Consider the following 16939-nt stretch of genomic DNA (forward strand, 5'->3'; position numbering starts at 1 on the left):
ACGAAGAAGGCCCGACATCGGACACGTACACGGTGGTGCTCGACTCGAAGCCGACGGCGAACGTGACGGTGACGGTTGACCCGGACGGCCAGGTGAACCTGGGTTCCGGGGCAGGCGTGGCGAGGGTCCTGACGTTTACCACGGCGAATTGGAGCACGCCGCAGACGGTGACGGTGACGGCGGTGGACGACGCGGCGGCGGAGGGCGAAGACGTTTCGGTCATTCGCCATTCCGCGGCCAGCACGGACCCGGTTTACAGCGGCATTGCTATCCCGGACGTGGCGGTGACGGTGACGGACAACGACACGGCGGCGGTGATCATCGCCGAGTCGGGTTTGTCCACGGCGGTGGCTGAGGAAGGGCCTACGTCGGACACCTACACGCTGGTTCTGAGTTCGCCGCCCACCGCGGGCGTGACGGTGACGGTCATACCGGACGGGCAGGTGAACCTCGGGTCCGGGGCGGGCGTGGCGATCACGGTGCCGTTCACCACGGGCAACTGGAACGCGCCGCAGACGGTGACGGTCACGGCGGTGGACGACGCAGCGGCTGAGGGCGAGCATGTCTCGAGAATCCAGCACACGGTGTCGAGCGCCGACCCGGCGTATGATCTGGGCGGCGTTCGGGACGTGGTGGTGACGGTCAGCGACAACGACACGGCTGGGGTGACGATCAGCGAGACCGACGGGTCCACCTCGGTCAGCGAGACCGGCCCCAGCAGCGACACCTACACGATCGTCCTGACCCGTCCGCCGACCGACGACGTGGTGGTGAGTGTGATCCCGGACGGCCAGGTGAACCTGGGTTCCGGCGCGGGCGTGGCGGTGAGCCGGACCTTCACCACGGGCAATTGGAACGCGCCACAGACGGTGACGGTGACGGCGGTGAACGACGCGATCGCGGAAGGCAGCCATGCCGCCCGCATCCAGCATACGGTGGCCAGCACGGACCCGGCCTACAACCTGGCGGGCGTTCGCGACGTGACGGCGGCGGTGGCGGACAACGACACGGCTGGGGTGACGATCAACGAATCGGGCGGTACGACCGCGGTCAGCGAACAGGGGGCGACGACGGACAGCTATACGGTGGTGCTCAAGACGCCGCCGTCGTCGGACGTGACGGTGACGGTGATGCCGGACGCCCAGACGAGCGTGGGCGGCGGCGCGGGTGTGGCAATCAATCTGACCTTCGCCACCGGCGACTGGAATCTGCCTCAGACGGTGACGGTGACGGCGGTGGACGACGCAGCGGCGGAAGGGGCGCACCACTCGCAGATCACGCATCACCTGGCCAGCAGCGACACCGCCTATAACGGCCTGTACGTCCGGAGCGTGTGGGCGTCGGTGACCGACAACGACGCCGCCGAGGTGAGCATCAGCGAGTCCAGCGGCGTGACCAACGTCAACGAGGCGGACGCTGTGCCGGACACCTACACGGTGGTGCTGACCGTGCCGCCGACCGACGACGTGACGGTGACGGTGGACCCGGATGGGCAGGTGAACCTGGGTTCCGGAGCGGGTGTTCCGATCACCCTGACGTTCACCACCGGAAACTGGTCGGTGGCCCGGACGGTGTCGGTGGTCGCGGTGGACGACGCGGCGGCTGAGGGATCGCACCAGGCGACCATCCGGCACTTCGCCGCCAGCACGGACCCGGCCTACAACGGCGCCGCCATTCGCAACGTCACGGTCAACGTGACCGACGACGACACGGCGGCGGTCAGCGTGACCGAGACGGACGGTACGAGCAGCGTCGCCGAGCAGGGGCCGACGTCGGATGACTACAGCGTGGTGCTGACGATCGCCCCGTCGGCCGACGTGGAGGTGACCGCAACGCCCGACGATCAGACGGACCTGGGTTCCGGCGCGGGCGTGCCGGTGACGCTGACGTTCACGACGGGCGACTGGATGACGCCGCAGACGGTGACGGTCACGGCGGTGGACGACGCGGCGGCCGAGGGGCGGCACACGTCGACGATCGTCCACGCAGCGGCCAGCACCGACCTGAACTACAACGGTTCGGCGGTGCGGAACGTGACGGTGACCATCGCCGACAACGACGCGGCGGCGGTCACGATCGCCGAACTCGACGGTTCGACCGAGGTCAGCGAACAGGGTCCGACCTCGGACAGCTATACGGTGGTGCTCGATACGGCCCCGTCGGCGACCGTCACCGTGACGGTCAGTCCCGACAACCAGACCAACCTGGGGTCCGGAGCGGGCGTGCCGGTCGATCTGGCGTTCACGACGGACGACTGGATGACGCCGCAGACGGTGACGGTGACGGCGGTGGACGACGCGGTGGCCGAAGGGGCCCACCGTTCGGCCATCAGCCACAGCGCGGCCAGCGCCGATTCGCACTACAACTCGATTGCGATCCGTTCGGTCACCGCGCACATCACCGACAACGATACGGGCGGCGTGACGATCGCCGAATCGGACGGATCGACCGAGGTCAGCGAGGTTGGCCCGAGCAGCGACTCGTACACGCTGGTGCTCAGGACCGCGCCGACCGCCGACGTGGTGATTACGGCGACTCCGGACGGCCAGACGGATCTGGGATCGGGTGCGGGCGTGCCGGTGGCCTTCACGTTCACGCCGGTCACCTGGAACGCGCCGCAGATCGTGACCGTGACGGCGGTGAACGATCTGCAGGCCGAAGGCGCGCACGTCTCGGTCATCTCGCACACCGCCGCCAGCACGGACGGCAACTACAACGCGATCGCCATTCTCGACGTGCGGGTGGCGGTGGCCGACAACGACATGGCGGGCGTGATCATCGCCGAGAGCGACGGATCGACCGACGTCGATGAGGACGGTCCGACCTCGGACACCTACACGATCGTGCTGCGCACGCCGCCGACCGACGACGTCCAGGTCACGGTCGATCCCGACGGCCAGACGAACGTGGGCAGCGGCGCGGGCGTGGCGCGGATCGTGACGTTCACCAGCGGCAATTGGTCGACGCCGCAGACGGTGACGGTGACCGCGGTGGACGACACCGCCGCTGAGGGACCGCACCACTCGATCATCACCCACGCCATCGCCAGCATCGACCCGTCCTACAATGCGATCGTGGTGGCCAACGTGACGGTCAACGTCACCGACGACGACAGCGCGGCGGTAGTGATCGCGGAGACGGACGGCGGCACCGTGGTCAGCGAGGCCGGGCCCGGCAGCGACGACTACACGGTGGTGCTGAGCATCGCCCCGACGGCCAACGTGACGATTTCGGTCGATCCGGACGAGCAGACGGACGTGGGGGCGGGTCCGGGACTGGCGATCAACCTGACGTTTACGGCGGCCGACTGGGACGTGCCGCAGACGGTGACGGTGACGGCGGTGGACGACACGGCGGCGGAAGGGGCGCACACCTCGACCATCACGCACACGGCGACGAGTTCGGACACCAACTACAATGGAATCTCGATCCGCAACGTGACGGCGGCAATGATCGACGACGACACGGCGGGCGTCACGATCACCCAGTCCGACGGCGAGACGGCGGTGGATGAAACCGGGCCGACGTCCGACAGCTACACGATCGTATTGAACATTCCTCCGACGGCCAACGTGGTTGTCCGCGTGGACCCCGACAACCAGGCCGACGTGGGGGCTGGGCCGGGAGTGCCGGTCGACCTGACCTTCACGCCCGCCAACTGGGATGCGCCGCAGACGGTAACGGTCAGCGCGGTGGACGACCAGGTGGCGGAAGGGGCCCAGCACAACTCGACGATCCGCCACACCGCGGCCAGCGCCGATCCGAACTACAACCTGATCACGATCCAGGACGTGACGGTCTTCGTGACCGACAACGACACCTCCGGCGTGGCGATCACCGAGTCGGGCGGTTCGACGGCGGTGGGCGAACAGGGTCCGAGCTCCGACAGCTATCAAATCCACCTGGAGACGCCGCCGACCGCGACGGTCCTGATTACGGTTCAGCCGGATGGGCAGACCACGGTGGGCGCTGGTGCGGGCGCTGCGGTGACGCTGACCTTCACCACGGGCGACTGGAATACGCCGCAGACGGTGACGGTGACCGCGGTGGACGACCAGGTGGCCGAGGCGCGGCACACCTCGACGATCATCCACACGGCGGCGAGTTCCGACTCGAATTACAATGCCATCACCATCCAGAGCGTGCAGGCGGTCATCACCGACAATGACGTGGCGGCGGTGAGCGTGGCCCAAAGCGGCGGCTCGACGGCGGTGACCGAGACCGGACCGGGCAGCGATACGTACACCGTGGTCCTGACCGCGGCGCCGACCTCGGACGTGGTCGTGACCGCGACGCCGGATGAACAGGTGGACCTCGGCGGCGGGGCGGGTGAGTCGGTCGACCTGACCTTTACCACGGCCAACTGGAACGTGGCCAGGACGGTGACGGTGACGGCGGTGGACGATTCGTATCCGGAAGGGCTGCATCAGACGGCGATCGCCCACCACGCGGCGGCTCTGGACAACGCCTACAACGGCATCGCGATTGCTTCGGTGATGGTGCGGATCACGGACAACGACGTGGCCGGCGCCACGATCGCCGAGACCGGCGGCTCGACCGCGACGGCTGAAGGATCGCAAGAGGGCGATACGTACACCGTGGTGCTGAACACGCCGGTGGTCAATGACGTGGTGCTGATCGCTGATCCGGATGACCAGACCGATCTGGGCGAAGGAGCGGGAGTGGCGGTCGAGCGGACGTTCACAGCGGCGAACTGGAACGTGCCGCGGACGATCACGGTGTTGGCGGTGGACGATCGCCGGGCCGAGGGACCGCATGCTTCGATCATCCGCCATCGGCTCAGCAGCGCCGATCTGGCCTACAACGGCTTGCATCCCGAGGATGTGACGGTGAGCCTGACCGACAATGACGCGGCGGCGGTGGCGATCGTCGAGAGCGGCGGGACCACGAACGTCAACGAACAGGATACCGGCACCGACACGTACACCGTCGCCCTCGGTTCTCGGCCGATAGCCGACGTGACAGTCACCGCGGCGGCGGACGGGCAGGTGAACCTGGGCAACGGCCCGGGCGTCGCGGTCGCGTTGACCTTCACGGCTGAGAACTGGTCGACGCCGCAGACGGTGACCGTGACCGCGGTGGACGACGATTACGCGGAAGGCATTCACGCCAGCACGATCGTGCATCGGGCCGAATCCGAGGACGCGGTCTATAACGGGATCGTCATTCGCAGCGTGACGGTGAACCTGACCGACAACGACGCAGCGGCGGTAACGATCACCGAATCGGGCGGCTCGACCCACGTGGCGGAACACGGGGCCACGAGCGACAGCTATACGCTGGTGCTGGCCACGCCGCCGACGGCGGAGGTGGTGGTCACCGCGATCTGCGACGGGCAAGTCGATCTGGGAGCGGGCGCGGGCACGCCGGTTGCGCTGACGTTCCGGCTGGATAACTGGGACGAGCCGCAAACCGTGACCGTCACATGCGTGGACGACCTCTGCGCCGAGAGCGTTCATTGCTCGACGATCGTTCACGCCGCGTCCAGCCGCGATCCGGCCTACAATGGAATCACCGTTCGGCAGGTGGTGGCGGCGGTGACCGATGACGACGTGGCGGGCGTGACGGTGACCGAGACGGATGGATCGACCGCGGTGGCGGAGGAAGGGGCCACCAGCGATGGGTACAGCGTGGTGCTCAATACGGTCCCGCATTCGAACGTGACGCTGACCGTTGAGCCGGACGGGCAGACGGACGTCGGGGCCGAACCGGGAGCGGCGCTGGTGCTGACCTTTACGCCGAATGACTGGGATCAGCCGCAGACGGTGACGGTGACGGCGGTGGACGATGCCTACGCCGAAGGCTTGCACGCCGGCCGGATCGCCCATCGCGTCTCCAGCCAGGACGTGGCGTACAACGAGATCACCGTGCGGACGTTGACCGTGGAGATCGCCGACAACGACGGGCAGGGGATTGCGATCATCGAGACCGAGGGAGGCACGCGAGTGAGCGAGGAGGGTCCGACCGCCGACACGTACCAGGTCGTGCTGACCACGCCGATCACCGGCGACGTGGAGATCGCGGTCAAGCCGGATTTCGAACTTGACGTCGGCGGCGGGGCGGGCGTGGCGATGAGCCTGTTCTTCACGCCGGCCGACTGGAACGTGCCGCAGACGGTGACGGTGACCGCGGCTGACGACTGGCTCAATGAAGGCGATCACAGCGGCACGATCTGGCACATCGCCCACAGCCGCGACGGCAGCTACAACCGCCAGGTGGTCGGCACGCTGACGGTGGCGATCGAGGACAACGACCAGGAGTCGCCGTGGGCCTGCGGCGACCCGGGTCTGCTGGTGATCGCCGCCCTGGGGATGTTCGGTCTGCTGCTGACCGATCCGCGGCAGCGGATGGTCAGTCCGGGCAGGCGGGCGGCAGGGGCTGAAGAACGGTCTTGCGGTGCATCGGCCGGACCTCGCGCAGGTAGATGACGATCTGAACGGCCACCATGACCACGATCACCGCAATTCCGAGCAGGTACGGAGCGCCCGGTCCGCCGTAGACGCCGACCAGTCCGCCGCCCATCGAACCTCCGGTAAAACCGACGGCCAGCGTGCCCTCGTGCATGCCGCTGACCCATCCCTGCTTCTCGTCGCCGCGGCTGGTGGTGCTGTAGAAGAGGCCCGCGAAGTAGTTGTATCCGACCAGCACGGCGAAGGCCATCAGTCCCATCGTGACCTGCGTCACGCCGTGGGCTACGGCGAGGGCTGCCAGACCGATGATCCCGAGCCCCTGGGCGATCAGCGGTACGTCGAACCGCAAGTGCCAGAAGTTCGAAAGGTAGAGCAGCAGGTACGTGGCGATGACGGTAACCCGCATGACGGCCAGGACCGTGCCATGGGTCTCCGGTGCGATTTCCAGATTGACCGCCAGCTTGGGAAACAGATGGAAGATCATGCTCATCGAGAAGGCCGTGCCGAGATTGGCGATCCAGTTGAGCTTGGCGAATCCGGCGGTGAGGGCCTGCCGCTGGAGGTGATGCTCCTGAGGCGGCGAGGCGTGCGGCGCGGGTCTGCTGGACGTCCGTCCGGTCAGCAGGATCATGACCAGATTGGCCGCCGACAGCAGCATGGCCAGCACGATCGGAACGTGGCGGCCAAGATCGAAGAGAAATCCGCCGGTCAGTTGGCCGGAGATCAGACCCAGGTTCCAGGCCACGCAGAATCGCAGGACGACGCGGCCGGCGTGCCGCGCCTGATGGTCCGGATGCTGGCCCTGCTGGAGCCACGCGATCAGGGCCGGGTAGATCATGCCCAACGCCGCTCCGGCCAGCCAGTAGGCGATCAGGTACGGCCAGGAGTTGGCCTCCAGGACCAGACAGCCGAAACAGCAGACCAGCAGGCCCGCCACGCCCGAGAGGATGAACTTGCGGCGGCCGAAGCGGTCCGAGAGGCGGCCCAGGAAGATCCCGCTGAAGGCGTAGATCAGCGAGAGCATCCCGCCGACGAAGCCCATCGTCAGCAGGTCCGCGTCCTTTTCGGCCAGGTCGCGGCTGATGGTGAACACCAGCAGCATGAACGTGAAATCGGTCAGCCAGGTGCTGACGTAGAGCAATCGCGATGCGGTTTTCGTCGTCATGGTCCTGCCGTCCGAAAGCGGTAGTATAGGCCCGGCGACGGCGGAGGGCAAGCGTGGCGATCGGGCCGGCGGTTGGTTTTTGCGGCGCGGCCGCCGTCGGCCGGACGGCTATTCGATGGTTCGCACCCGCTTGCCTTCAAGGCCTTCATGCGTATGGTGCAGGTCGTGCAGGTGCATTTCGGGCTGGTGGCGCAATTCTTCGGGCACCTCATCGCCGACCGGCCCGCGGCTGATGGAGATCCCGCCGTCGACGAACCAGAGGGCCCCGGTGACGAAGCTGGCCTCGTCGGAGGCGAGGAAGGCGAAGACGTTGGCGACCTCTTCGGCGGTGGCCCGGCGGCCCAGCGGCGTGGCTTTGAGGATGTCGGCCTCCATCGAGTCGGTCATCGGGCTGACGTCGGTGTCGTGCCACTGGGTTTCGGTGGGGCCGGGACAGACGCAGTTGGCCCGGACGCCGTGGCGGGCCTGCTCGAGGGCGATGCTGCGGACAAAGGCGTGGATCCAGGCCTTCGAGCCCGCGTAGGGCGCGCAGCGGGGCTGGCCGAGCAGTCCGGCCTCCGAGCCGGTGGCCAGCACGACGCCTCGCGTTTTCTGGAGGTGGGGCATGGCGTATCTGGTCATCAGGAACACCGAGCGGACGTTCATGCGGGTCATGTAGTCGAAATCCTCGGCTGGGAAGTCGTCCACGTCCGCCACCGTCTGAAACGTTCCGGCGTTGTTGACCAACACGTCCAGCCGGCCGAATTCGTCGATCGCCCGCTGGACGCAGCGGCGGGCATGTTCCTCGTCGGCGACGTCGCCCTTGTATCCGACCGCTTCGGCCTGGTGCTTGTGCATGGCTTCGACCACGTCATCGACCGGATCGGTCTCGAGGCCGTTGACCACCACCCTGGCCCCTTCCTTGGCGAACTTGTGGGCGATGGCCTCGCCGATGCCCGTCGCGGCCCCGGTCACGATCGCCACTTTTCCCTTCAGTCTCCGGTCCATGGCTCCTCCTGTCCTGGCGGATTACGTTGTGAGCACCCGGGCCTCGAGCGGCCGTTTGGGCGGGCCCATGATGACGTTGCCGTAGCGGTCGTACCGGCCGCCGTGGCACGGGCAGTCCCAGGTCTTCTCGGCGTTGTTCCAGTGCACGATGCACTTCATGTGCCGGCACACCGGCGACATGGCGTGCAGGTTGTTCTCGTCGTCGCGGTAGACGGCCATCGGCTCGCTGTCGACGGTTACCAGCCGCCCCTCGCCACAGGGAATATCATCGACCGACTCCACGTCGCCGCTGCCGAACCAGTCGCCGACAAAGTGCTTGCTGATCCGCAGGACTCCGCGGCCGACCTGGGCGGCGGCGACCAGGGCCTGGCGGCGCGACGCGGAAAACAGCTTGGCGTACGGATTCTCACGGCCCAGGATCAGGTCGCTCATCAGCATTCCCGCCGCCGTTCCGTAGGTCAGGCCGTCGCCCGCGTACGCGGTGGCCTGGAAGATGCACTCCATGCCCGGAACCTGGCCGATGTAGGGCAGGCCGTCGGCGGGTAGGAAGAACTCGTGCGACCAGCGGTACTCGATCGCCTCGACCCGGTAGCGGTCGCGGACGTACCGCTCGAGTTCCTCAAAGCATTCGTGGGTGTCCATCCTGGTGCCGGTGCGGTGGTCGGCCCCGCCGACGATCAGAAGCTTGGGATCGCCGCTCGAGGCGATCCGCGTGTAGTGGTACGGATCATCGGTATCCCAGTACAGTCCGTCCGGCACCTCATCGAGGACGCGGACGCCCAGGACGTACGACTGGAAGGGATGGATACGCGGTTCGAGGGTGAACAGGCCGAGCAGCGGGGCGTGGCCCGCCAGGACGACGGCTGGGGCCAGCAGAACGCAGCGGTTGGTGGCCACGTGGCCGCCGCGGTCGGTCTCCTCGATGTTCTCCGCCCGCGTGTCCTCGAAGATCCGTCCGCCGTGTTCGATGAACCGCCCGGCCAGGCCGCAGACGTAACGCCACGGCGAGAACCGGGCCTGGTCGGCGTAACGGACGGCCCGGCGGATGCCGAACGGCAGTCCGCAGCCGTCGACCAGTTCGACCTCCAAGCCCGCTTCGCGGCTGACCTCGAACTCCTTCTCGACCCTGTCCTCGCCATCTTCGTCTTCGGTGTAGAAGAAGGCGGGGACGCGGGTGAATTCGGAGTCGAGATTGAACCGCCCGTTCCACCGCTCGATCAGGTCGACCGCCGCCCGTTTAGCCTCGACCACCTGCCTGGCCCCGTCGGCGCCGAAGCTCGATTCCACATTCTGGAGCAGTTGGTCGGTGGTGGCGTCCAGATGGCCGGTGCTGTGGCCGGTGGTGCCGACGCCCACGCGGTTCATGTCGATCACCACAACCTGCTTGCCCGCTTCCTGCAGCAATAGCGCGGTGGTCAACCCGGTGATGCCGGCGCCGACGACCGCCACGTCCGTCTCGATATCCTCCTCCAGCCCGGCCAGTCCGCGGCACTTGGCGGTGTGCATCCAGTAGGATTCGTTCTGGCTGTTGTTCGCCATGTCACTCCCCCCAAGGTGGACGGCGGCGCCGGCTCAGCCGGATCGCCGGCCGGCGCGCGGAGATCGATCACCCCGAACCCACTATAACCGACGGGCGGAGCCGGAGCCATCGGGGAACGGGCGGGTTGGGCGGTCGGGGACGTCCCCGACCGCCTTGCCGGCAGCCGGACGGGTCGCTATTTGACCCGGGCCATGGCCTTCTCTTCCGCCTTTTGGTACTGCTCGCCGATCATCTCCAGCGTTTCGTCGCCCAGGACGTCGCGGCCCTTCTCGAAGATCTCGCCCTCTTCCTCTTCGATATGGTGTTCGATCATCTCCTTCATGACCTTGAGCTTGGCCGCCCAGGCCTCATCGCCCTTGTCGAGCTTCTCCAGTTCGCGCAGCAGGAGTTTGGCGGCGTGGTGCTCTTCCAGGGCCTCCATCGCCAGTTTCCGGGCCTGATCCCGCTCCTGCAGTGCCGGATAGAGCGTCTTTTCCTCGCCCTGCATGTGCGGAATCAGCTCGTGCCGCAGCTCATCGAAAAGCCGCTCGCGCTTCTTGACGGCACGGCCGTTGGTTTCCTGCAATTCACTGAGCAATTCCTTGACCTGGTCGTGCTCGGAACGCAACTGCTCGTAGAGTTGGTTGCCCATGTCGGTGTCCTTATGGTTCCATGTCAGCCCTTTCATCTGAGACCACGCGTCTCAGCCGAGAGGGGCCATTTCCAGTAGAAACAGGATGATCAGCCGTTGACCACCCGCCCGCCGTTGGGGTGCAGCACCTGACCGGTCATGTACGACGAATCGTCCGACGCCAGAAAGACGTAGCACGGCGCCACCTCATCCGGCTGGCCCGGCCGTCCCAAGGGCGTGTCGGCGCCGAAGCTTTTGACCTTTTCCTTCGGGAACGTGGACGGGATCAGCGGCGTCCAGATCGGACCCGGCGCCACCGCGTTGACCCGGATCTGCTTGTCGGCCAGGTTCTTGGCCAGCGAACGGGTGAACGCCACGATCGCCCCTTTGGTCGAGGCGTAGTCGACCAGCATCGGATGCCCCTCATAGGCGGTCACCGAGGTGGTGTTGACGATCGTGCTTCCCTTCTTGAGGTGCTCCAGCGCCGCCTTGGTCATGTGGAACATCGCAAAGATGTTGGTCCGGAAGGTCTTCTCCAACTGATCGGCGCCGATGTCGGTGAACTTCTTCTGCGGGAACTGGACGGCCGCGTTGTTGACCAGGACGTCGAGCTTGCCGAACTCGTCGATCGTCTTTCGCACCGCCTGGCGGCAGAATGCTTCCTTGCCCACGTCGCCCCGGATGGTGAGGCACCGGCGGCCCTCAGCCTCTACGTGTTGTTGGGTGTCGCGGGCATCGTCGTCCTCTTCGAGATAGACGATGGCCACGTCGGCCCCTTCGCGGGCGAACAGGATGGCCGTCGCCCGACCGATCCCGCTGTCGCCTCCGGTGATCAGGGCGACCTTGTCCCGCAGTTTGTCGCTGCCCTTGTAGCTGGGCCTCGCGGTTTTCGGCTTGGGTTCCATTTTGCTTCGGCGTCCAGGCTGGCGCCTCTGTTGCTGCGGCGGCACGGTCTGTTTCTTTTTGCCCATCGACGTCTCCCTCTATTCCGACCACAGTTGCGAGAATCCATGTCACTGTAATGCCGTTCTTGCCGGCCCACAATCGGGGCGGTCGCCTGATTCGGGATCGGGGCTTTGTCCGATGGCTCGCGGTTGTGTTCCTGGACGGCCGGGATATAATTACCGATCATGGTTTTATTAATGCCGGTTTGATCGCCCAGCCGGATGCATCCGGCGGCGACCGGGACAGGAAGTGCGAAATGAGCGATAACGAGAACAACGGCACTGAGGTTCGTTCCGATTTTATTCGTGATATTGTGGCTGAGCATCTGCGGACGCAGCAGTACGACCAGGTGGTGACACGTTTTCCGCCGGAGCCCAACGGCTATCTGCACATCGGCCACGCCAAGGCGTTCGGGATCGATTTCGGGATCGCCGAGGAGTTCGGCGGACGCTGCCATCTGCGGATGGACGACACCAATCCAGCCGTCGAAGAGCAGGAATACATCGACGCGATCAAGCGGGACATCCGCTGGCTCGGCTTTGACTGGGGCGAGCACGAGTACCACGCCTCGGACTATTTCGAGACGCTCTATGAGTGGGCGGTTGCCCTGATCAAGGCGGGCAAGGCCTACGTGGATGACCTCTCGGGCGACCAGATCCGCGAGTACCGCGGCACGCTGACCGAGCCCGGGCGCAATAGCCCGTACCGCGACCGGCCGATCGAGGAGAGTCTCGACCTGTTCGACCGGATGCGCAAGGGCGAGTTTCCCGACGGAGCGCGGACGCTGCGGGCCAAGATCGACATGGCCCACCCCAACATCACGATGCGCGACCCGGTCATGTACCGGATCCTCCGCGAGACGCACCCGCGGACCGGCGACAAATGGTGCATCTACCCGATGTACGACTGGGCCCACGGGCAGAGCGACTGGATCGAGGGCGTGACGCACTCGCTGTGCGACCTGGCCTACGAGATCCACCGGCCGCTCTACGACTGGTTCATCGACACGCTCATGGCGATCGGCATCAAGCCGAAAGGCATCAACTACCGGCCGATTCAGCGGGAGTTCGCCCGTCTCAACATCACGTACATGATGATGTCGAAGCGCAAGCTGCGGGCGCTGGTCGAGGAAGGCATCGTTCGCGGCTGGGACGATCCGCGCATGCCCACCCTCTGCGGCCTGCGTCGGCGCGGCTATACGCCCGAATCGATCCGCGATTTCATTCGGCGGATCGGGGTCAACAAGTACGAGAGCATTGTCGATGTCGCGCTGCTCGAGCACTGCGTGCGCGAGGACCTCAACCGCCGGGCGCTGCGGGTGATGGGCGTGCTCAATCCGCTGCGGGTGGTGATCGACAACTATCCGGAAGGGCAGACCGAAGAGCTCGACGCGGTCAACAACCCGGAAGACCCAGCCGCCGGCACCCGAAAGGTCCCGTTTTCGCGGGTGCTGTACATCGAACAGGACGACTTCCGCGAAACGCCGCCGCCGAAGTACTACCGGCTCTCGCCCGGCCGCGAGGTGCGGCTGCGATATGCCTATTTCGTCACGTGCACCGACGTGGTCAAGGACGCCTCGGGCAACGTGGTCGAGGTCCATTGCACCTACGACCCGCAGACCCGCGGCGGCGATTCGCCTGACGGCCGAAAGGTCAAATCGACCATCCACTGGGTCAGCGCCGATCGCGCCGTTGACGCCGAGGTGCGGATCTACGACCACCTGTTCACCAAAGAGGAGCCCGAGGACGTGCCGGAAGGCGAGGACTGGAAGGCCAATCTGAACCCCAGCTCGCTCGAGGTGTTGACCGGGGCCAAGGTCGAACCCAGCCTCCGCGACGCGGTGCCGCTTGACCGCTTCCAGTTCGAACGGCTCGGCTACTTCTGCGTGGACGCCGACTCAGCCGACGGCAAGCTGGTCTTCAATCGCACGGCGACCCTCAAGGACACCTGGGCCAAAATCGAAAAGAAATCCGCCCAACCGGCCAAGTGAGACGTTGACGGCATTTGCTCAGGTCCATTGTCTCGACGCGTCTCCGGTGGAACGTCTGCCTTCTTCGCCTGCCGCGCAAGCAACAGGGTGCGTCCGACGTCTGAAGGACGCACCCCGCGACTATGATTGCCACGTTACGCCGAGGCCGCAGCCGTGGGAGTCGGCTACTCCTTCTTTTCTTCCTTCTCCGCTTCCTTCTTGTACCACCAGGCATCCCGGCCGCCTTCGACGAAGGTCAGCGGGTCGGCTTCGCCGCGGACAGTCTGGCCGGCGTAGTTGAACTTCCCGTCGACAACCTTGAACTTCCACGTGCCGTAGGGTTTGCCCTCTCCGGTCATCGTGAGGGTGTAGTCGCCGTCGGTGGCCAGCAGGTCCTTGGCCTTGAAATACTGCCCGTAGCTCTCGCCCTTGCCCTTGGGGAAGATCATGTCGAATTCCCGACGCTCCCACTTTGGCCGGAACGAGTCGCTCCGCTCACGCGACTCGCAGACCACTTCGCCGTCGCTGTCGCGAGTGATTCTGACGTCGTAGTTGGCGTCCTTGTTGACCTGGTCCGACTTCTGACGCAGCCAGACCTTCCAGTACAGGTTCTGCTCCGGGTCGGCCTTCGGGATGTACAGGTAGCCCCAGTCGGCCCACGGCCCCTCGATATAGTAGAACGACTTGGCGAACGGATCGTCGGTCTCGCCCTTCGTCACGCCGAACTTGAAGGTGTAGAAGTGCTCCTGGTCGGTGTAGAAGTCCAGGATGTAGTCGCCCGGCTTGAGCTCCGCCTGTGCCACCGCCTGAAAGTCCATCAGGTAGTAGGGCTTCTCGATCAGATGCGGCTTCCAGACAAACCGGCTGATCTCCTTGCCCTCGCCGTCGCGCAGGACTACCAGCCCTTCCTTCACGTCCTCGGGAATGAACACGGCCCGGCACGGTTCGCCGCCGATCCGGAGCTCTCCCTTCTCCGGTATTATCGTCACCGAGTTCAGCAGCGACGAGAATTCCAGGCCCGGCGGAAATCCCTTCGCGTCCTTCGCCCGCCGGCCGGGCAGATCGCCCTTCTTCTCGCCGACGATCTGGTCTTCCGATTCTCCACCCTCGCCTTCCTTGTCTTTGTCCTTCTTGACGACCTTCTTGGCCGCGTCCTTGACCATGTCGCCCAGCCCAGCCCAGGCCCGCGGCACACTGCTCAGAACCAGACTCGCCGCAATCGCCGATACCCACACCACAAGCCTGCCCTGTTGAGAACGTGCATCCTTCATGACTCACCCCTTCAGTGAAACGAAAACGCCTCCTGCCCGTCTGTCGGCGCTCCGGCCGAACATTCAGGGAAAACTGGCCCGCAGGGACTCGAACCCCGAACCTTCTGATCCAGAGTCAGACGTTCTACCAGTTGAACTACGGGCCAAACCGGTCTGTCAATTTATATCCGCGTATCCCCGAACCCGTCAAGGCCTTTAGGCCCGGAAAAGTGAAAACCGCCCAGCGGTTTGAACATTCCGGCAAAGACGGTAGAATTGATTTCAAAGCCCCGGCGGCCGGTTTTCAAGCACCGATCCGGGCACGGACGCCGCCGCCCGCGAGACGCCATGGACGCCCAGAACCCGCAGGACAAGCTGAAAGCTCTGCTCGCCGACGGCCGGATCTCCCTCGGCTCGCAACTGCCCCCGGACGCGCCGGCGGTGCGGAAACGGCCGATCATCCCCGTTGAAGAGGCCGTTCCGGGGGTGGCGATGCAGTTCGGCGGGGCCTCGTGCTGGTTTCTGCGCCGGTCGCTGAGGGCGATCTGGCCGGAAGCGGAGCAGATCGTCAACCACTACCGCTGGTCGGTTTTCGGCCCGGGCCAGGCCCTCGACACGCAGAACGTCTCGCAAGTCCTGACCGGCCTGATCACCACCGATCCGCGGCAGGTCGTCTATCTGGACATCGAAAGCTGCGGGTTCGCCGGGACGACGGTGTTCCTGATCGGCTGGGGCTACTACGACGGGCAGGGGGATTTTATCGTCGAGCAGGCCCTCGCCAGGGACTACGCCGAGGAGGCGGGGGTCATCGCGGCGGTTGCCGATAAGTTGAGAGATGCAAAGATAATCACTACTTATAACGGCAAGCGTTTCGACATGCCCACCATCTGCGAGCGGGGTATCGTCCACCGCACCCCGGTGCCGGTGCCGCCGGTGCATATCGACCTGCTGGACCACGCCCGCCGCAAGTGGAAGAAGGTCTTTCCTAACTGTAAGCTCCAGACGCTGGAAATGATGCTGTGCCGTCGCTGCCGCAAGGGGGACATTCCCGGCTCGCAGATCCCGACCGTCTACCACGATTTCGTCCGGACCGGCGACGCCCGCAAACTGACCATGGTCATCCATCACAATCTGCTGGACGTGGTCACGCTGGCTGAGGTGGCGGCCCATATCATCGCGGGCACCGCCTACGGCGACTGACCGGGCTACGGGGAATATCAGTGCTTTTGCTTGAAAATCGCTTGCGTTTGCGATACAGTAGCCGTATTCTCCTATCAGCATATCTGACGAGCTTCCGCAGCTTGACGGTTTGCACGCTGGCAGACTGGGTAAATGGAGGACCACCGAATGAGAAGATTCTTCTCTCGACTCTGGGTTACATCCGTCCTGATCGTGATGGGACTGCCCCCGTCACTGGCTCGCGCCAGTTCAGACAGTTCCAGCGATGACCCGATCACGTACATCTTCTCGATGAGCATGGACCTCTCCAATCCGGAACAGCCGTTGACCCCTATTGGCGAGATGTCGCTGCCCGTTCAGTAAGGTGTTGTGAAGACCGCAAGGTACCCGATCGGCCTGCGGGCGGATCGGGCCTTTCGTGCTCATCTGCTGACGCGGTCGGCAGACGCCGCGCCTTATTGCCTGGCCCGGCCGGCGATCAGATGTTCGTGGGTCCACGGGTATTGAGCGAAGTCAGACCGGATCGCCGCGTCCAGCGTGGCCAGTACGCGGCGGGTCGTGGTGTGAATCCACTCCCTGCGATCCCCGCTGAGCGGAGGGACGATCCAGTCGTGAAGCCGAAGCTCGAAGTGGAACGGTTCGTCCAGGCGCCGGCAGGTGATGACGGCCATCGGACAGCGGGTTCGCCACGAGAGCATCGCTCCGGTCGGATGAAACCTCCGCGTCCGTCCCAGGAACTCGACCGCCATTCCCGACTTGCCGCTCGACAAGTGCTCTGAGATCAACAGCACCAGCCGTCCTTCTCGCAGCGCGCCCAGCGCGGGGCCGACGGCGTCGCCGATCGGGTGCAGGCGGGCCAGTCG

General features: G+C 65.5%; 11 protein-coding genes and 1 tRNA gene. 4 read left to right on the forward strand and 8 right to left on the reverse strand.

Features of this window, described 5'->3' with window-relative positions; translation table 11 throughout:
* A partial coding sequence (locus tag GXY33_17125) for a hypothetical protein (protein ID NLX06862.1) occupies nucleotides 1–6449 on the forward strand: 6449 nt, incomplete at its 5' end.
* Here the strand turns inward: GXY33_17125 and GXY33_17130 are convergent.
* From GXY33_17130 to GXY33_17150, 5 genes are all read right to left on the reverse strand, one after another.
* Complete coding sequence (locus GXY33_17130; protein ID NLX06863.1) at nucleotides 6373–7596, reverse strand: MFS transporter; 1224 nt, start codon at nucleotides 7594–7596, stop codon at nucleotides 6373–6375. The two genes, GXY33_17125 and GXY33_17130, sit on opposite strands and share 77 nt — an antisense overlap.
* A gap of 108 nt (nucleotides 7597–7704) precedes the next feature.
* Nucleotides 7705–8583, reverse strand: a complete 879-nt coding sequence (locus GXY33_17135) for an SDR family oxidoreductase (protein NLX06864.1) — start codon at nucleotides 8581–8583, stop codon at nucleotides 7705–7707.
* A gap of 21 nt (nucleotides 8584–8604) precedes the next feature.
* Complete coding sequence (locus tag GXY33_17140) at nucleotides 8605–10122, reverse strand: FAD-dependent oxidoreductase (protein NLX06865.1); 1518 nt, start codon at nucleotides 10120–10122, stop codon at nucleotides 8605–8607.
* Nucleotides 10123–10298: 176 nt separating this feature from the next.
* Nucleotides 10299–10754 carry a hemerythrin domain-containing protein gene (locus GXY33_17145; GenBank protein NLX06866.1) on the reverse strand — a complete coding sequence of 152 codons (456 nt, stop codon included), beginning with the start codon at nucleotides 10752–10754 and terminating at the stop codon, nucleotides 10299–10301.
* A gap of 89 nt (nucleotides 10755–10843) precedes the next feature.
* A complete protein-coding gene (locus GXY33_17150; GenBank protein ID NLX06867.1) occupies nucleotides 10844–11704 on the reverse strand; it encodes a glucose 1-dehydrogenase in 861 nt (286 codons plus the stop codon).
* A 230-nt stretch (nucleotides 11705–11934) separates the two neighbouring features.
* Here GXY33_17150 and GXY33_17155 point away from each other — a divergent pair, with 230 nt between their 5' ends.
* Nucleotides 11935–13668, forward strand: coding sequence for a glutamine--tRNA ligase/YqeY domain fusion protein (locus GXY33_17155; protein NLX06868.1), 1734 nt, complete (start codon nucleotides 11935–11937; stop codon nucleotides 13666–13668).
* 164 nt (nucleotides 13669–13832) lie between these two features.
* Here GXY33_17155 and GXY33_17160 read toward each other — a convergent pair whose 3' ends face one another.
* Nucleotides 13833–14918 carry a hypothetical protein gene (locus GXY33_17160; protein ID NLX06869.1) on the reverse strand — a complete coding sequence of 362 codons (1086 nt, stop codon included), beginning with the start codon at nucleotides 14916–14918 and terminating at the stop codon, nucleotides 13833–13835.
* A gap of 73 nt (nucleotides 14919–14991) precedes the next feature.
* Nucleotides 14992–15064: transfer RNA gene (locus tag GXY33_17165), tRNA-Gln, on the reverse strand.
* Between the two features lie 181 nt (nucleotides 15065–15245).
* Here GXY33_17165 and GXY33_17170 point away from each other — a divergent pair.
* Nucleotides 15246–16097 (forward strand): ribonuclease H-like domain-containing protein, encoded by an 852-nt coding sequence (locus tag GXY33_17170; GenBank protein NLX06870.1) that lies wholly within the window; start codon nucleotides 15246–15248, stop codon nucleotides 16095–16097.
* 147 nt (nucleotides 16098–16244) lie between these two features.
* On the forward strand, nucleotides 16245–16439 hold the full coding sequence (locus GXY33_17175) for a hypothetical protein (protein NLX06871.1): 195 nt from the start codon (nucleotides 16245–16247) through the stop codon (nucleotides 16437–16439).
* Between the two features lie 92 nt (nucleotides 16440–16531).
* Here the strand turns inward: GXY33_17175 and GXY33_17180 are convergent.
* Nucleotides 16532–16939 (reverse strand): hypothetical protein (locus GXY33_17180; GenBank protein NLX06872.1); only part of this gene is annotated, 408 nt, incomplete at its 5' end.

This window comes from Phycisphaerae bacterium (assembly GCA_012729815.1).
Lineage (GTDB): Bacteria > Planctomycetota > Phycisphaerae > JAAYCJ01 > JAAYCJ01 > JAAYCJ01.